The organism is Polaromonas sp. P1_G4, from assembly GCF_056405475.1.
Map to the genome: position 1 here is coordinate 1 of NZ_JBFUCA010000471.1, position 3,379 is coordinate 3,379.

Genomic DNA, 3,379 nt, shown 5'->3' on the forward strand with positions numbered 1-3,379 from the left:
TACACCGACTGTGTGGATGTCTGCCCCGTGGATTGCTTCCGGGAAGGCCCCAACATGCTGGTGATCGATCCGGACGAATGCATCGACTGCGCCGTCTGCATCCCCGAGTGCCCGGTCAATGCCATCTACGCCGAGGAAGACGTGCCGGCCGACCAGGTTGCATTCATTCAGCTCAATGTGGAATTGAGCCGCGCTGCAGGCTGGAAAAGCATCACCAAGCGCAAGGATGCCCTGCCCGACGCCGAGGAATGGAAAGACAAGACGGGCAAACTGTCCGAATTGGTCCGCTAAGCCCTACTAAGCCGGTTCATTCGGCTTATCCGGCCTGAAGCCACCGGCACCTCGCCCTCCCCGAGCCGCCACGCGCGTTGCAAAGCGCCCCAGGAACCATGGAACCTCAACTGAACCAAGAAGTGATCAATACCGCAGCGCAGCACGACGGCCCCATCGAAACCGATGCGGTGATTGTGGGCGCCGGGCCCGTAGGCCTGTTTCAGGTGTTTGAGCTCGGCCTGCTTGAGATCAAGGCCCATGTGATCGACTCGCTGGCCTACCCGGGCGGCCAGTGCATTGAGCTTTACCCCGACAAGCCGATTTACGACATTCCGGCCGTGCCCGTGTGCACCGGCAAGGAGCTGACCGACAACCTGCTCAAGCAGATCGAACCCTTTGGCGCGACCTTTCATTTCGGCCAGGAAGTCAGCGTGGTTGAAAAGCAGCAGGACGGCCGCTTCTTTGTCGAAACGTCAAAAGGCACGCGCTTCCTGACCAAAACCATTTTCATCGCAGCCGGTGTGGGTGCCTTCCAGCCCAAGCTGCTGCGCGTGGACGGCCTGGAGAAATTTGACGAAAGCCAGCTGTTTTACCGCGTGAAGAGCCCCGCCGACTTTGCCGGCAAGAACCTGGTGATTGTGGGCGGCGGCGATTCCGCGCTTGACTGGACGCTGAACTTTGTCGCCGAGGGCCCGAACAAGGCCGAGAGCGTGATCCTGATCCACCGCCGCGACGGCTTCCAGGCGGCGCCTGCCAGCGTGGCCAAAATGCGCGAGCTTTGCGACGCCTACGAGATGCAGTTCATCGTGGGCCAGATCACCGGCTACGAAGAAAAAGACGGCAAGCTGACCGGCGCCAAGGTCACCGGCTCCGACGGCGTGACGCGTGTCGTCCCGCTGGACGTGCTGCTGGTGTTCTTCGGCCTGTCACCCAAGCTCGGACCGATCGCCAACTGGGGCCTGGACATCGAGCGCAAGCAGCTCAAGGTAGACACCGAGAAGTTTTCCACCAATGTTCCGGGCATTTTTGCAGTCGGCGACATCAACACCTACCCCGGCAAGAAGAAGCTGATCCTCAGCGGCTTCCATGAGTGCGCGCTGGCAGCTTTTGGCGCGGCTCCCTTGATCTTCCCGGACAAGAAGATCCACCTGCAATACACCACGACCAGCCCGAAACTGCACAAGGTGCTGGGCGTTGAATCGCCGGTGTTTGACGACTGAGCCGAACTGGCTCGCTCCACCTGAAAGCCCGCCGCGTGCGGGCTTTTTGTTGCCTGTACGGCTTACGCAATAGGCCCGCCCCGGAATCACCCTACAATTTGGCTGGCGTCTGCATAGGCGCTTTCGCTGGGAGTGTTGCTGCAATTCGTCGCGCGAATTGCGGTGGCTGAGAAAGTCCCTTTGAACCTGATTTGAGGTAATCCTCGCGCAGGGAAGCATGTTCCGGATGCCCGCTGTTCTTTCGGGCTTCAAGCAGGCCGACCTGGCATCGATGATCGGAACTGCTGATGACCACGACTTCTACTTCTGCCGCCGCCGGCAACACCGCGCTTGCGCCATTGCCCTCCAGTGACCGCCTGTTCGGCTGGAGCGACCATGCTGCGCTCTGGCTCAGCCTCGGGGTGGGCCTGCTGGTCATGCAGATCGGCGCCTACCTGGTGCCGGCCGTTGGCACCCAGACAGCCTTGCTGGTGATCGTTTGCGGCTCGGTACTTGGCGCCGGCTTGCTGGCCTGGACGGCCAGGATCGGCTGCGACAGCGGGCTTTCCAGCGCCGGGCTGATGCATGCCACCTATGGCAGCAGCTTTGCGCGCCTGCCGGTGCTGCTCAACATCGTGCAGCTCATCGGCTGGACCACGTTTGAGCTTGTGGTGATGCGCGACGGCACCATGGCCATTGCGCGCCAGTCGGGCGGCTTTACCGGAGCCTTGTGGCCCCTTCTCGCTACCCTGCTGTGGGGTGCGGTGCTGCTGACGCTGCTCTCAGGCTCCATGGTGAAACTGGTGCGCAAATTCATAGGCCGTTATGGCCTGCCGCTGGTCATCGCCTCGCTGCTGTGGTTGAGCTGGCAATTCCTGGCCAAGGCCAATGCCCAAGGACTGAGCGCGCTGTGGATGCGGCCCGGCGAAGGCGGCATGAGCACGCTGTCCGCACTCGACCTGGTGATCGCAATGCCGGTGTCGTGGTTACCCCTCGTGGCCGATTTCGCGCGCCATGGACGCGATGGAAAAGCCGCGCTGCGCGGCACCTGGATGGGCTATGCCGTCGCCAATATCTGGTGCTATGCGCTGGGCGTGCTCGTCGCTATCACGGCGCCCAGTACCGACCTGGTCGCCGCGCTGCTGCTGGCGCAAGGCGGCCTGATCGCGCTGGGGCTGATCCTGATCGATGAGGTCGACAACGCGTATGGCGATCTCTATTCGGGCTCGGTGGCCGGCCACAGCCTGAAACCGGCCTGGAGCGTGCGGCGCTGGGGCGTGGGGCTGGCCCTGCTGTGCACTGCGCTGGCGCTGGTGCTGCCCATGCACAGCCTGGAGCCTTTTTTGTTGATGCTCAGTTCGGTCTTTGTGCCCTTGTACGGCGTGATTCTGGCGCGGCTGGCCGGCACGTCCGATATCGCTTCGCTGGTGGCCGAACGCAAGGTGAATCCCAGCGCCGTCGCGATCTGGGTGCTGGGCATTGCGTGTTATCACCTGTGCGCGAAATTTGCGCCCGAGTGGGGTGCAGCGCTACCAACGCTGGTGCTGACTTTTGCATTGGCACGCCTCACCCGCAGCGGCCGCTCCGGTATTACCGCAGCGGCTTGAGCCGCATCGCGATGGGCGCGTGGCCGTGGTTCAGCGGCCCGCCACCGGCACCTGTACGCACCCGCGCACCGGCCTCCAGCGCTGCGCGCACATAGGCACGTGCGAGCTGCACGGCCTCCAGCAGAGGGTGCCCCAACGCCAGGTGCGCGGCAATCGCAGACGACAACGTGCAACCGGTGCCGTGGGTGTTGGGGCTGGGAATGCGCGGCCCGCGCATCCAGTGCAGTTCGCCATTTTGCGTGACCAGTAAATCGCTGACCACGTCGCCGGGCAAATGCCCGCCCTTGAGCAGCACGGCGC

Annotated in this window: 4 protein-coding genes; 3 read left to right on the forward strand and 1 reads right to left on the reverse strand. The window is 63.1% G+C overall.

What is annotated here, in order from left to right; translation table 11 throughout:
- From fdxA to AC1D1X_RS18925, 3 genes are all read left to right on the forward strand, one after another.
- On the forward strand, positions 1-291 hold a 291-nt coding region (gene fdxA, locus AC1D1X_RS18915), incomplete at its 5' end, for a ferredoxin FdxA (RefSeq protein WP_477698885.1).
- Positions 292-389: 98 nt separating this feature from the next.
- Positions 390-1,493 (forward strand): NAD(P)/FAD-dependent oxidoreductase, encoded by a 1,104-nt coding sequence (locus AC1D1X_RS18920; RefSeq protein ID WP_477670836.1) that lies wholly within the window; start codon positions 390-392, stop codon positions 1,491-1,493.
- 287 nt (positions 1,494-1,780) lie between these two features.
- Positions 1,781-3,079, forward strand: a complete 1,299-nt coding sequence (locus AC1D1X_RS18925; protein ID WP_477670837.1) for a purine-cytosine permease family protein — start codon at positions 1,781-1,783, stop codon at positions 3,077-3,079.
- On the opposite strand, the gene AC1D1X_RS18930 is transcribed toward AC1D1X_RS18925, so the two are convergent.
- The coding region (locus tag AC1D1X_RS18930) for a bifunctional hydroxymethylpyrimidine kinase/phosphomethylpyrimidine kinase (RefSeq protein WP_477698886.1) at positions 3,063-3,379 on the reverse strand (317 nt) is incomplete at its 5' end. The genes AC1D1X_RS18925 and AC1D1X_RS18930 overlap by 17 nt on opposite strands.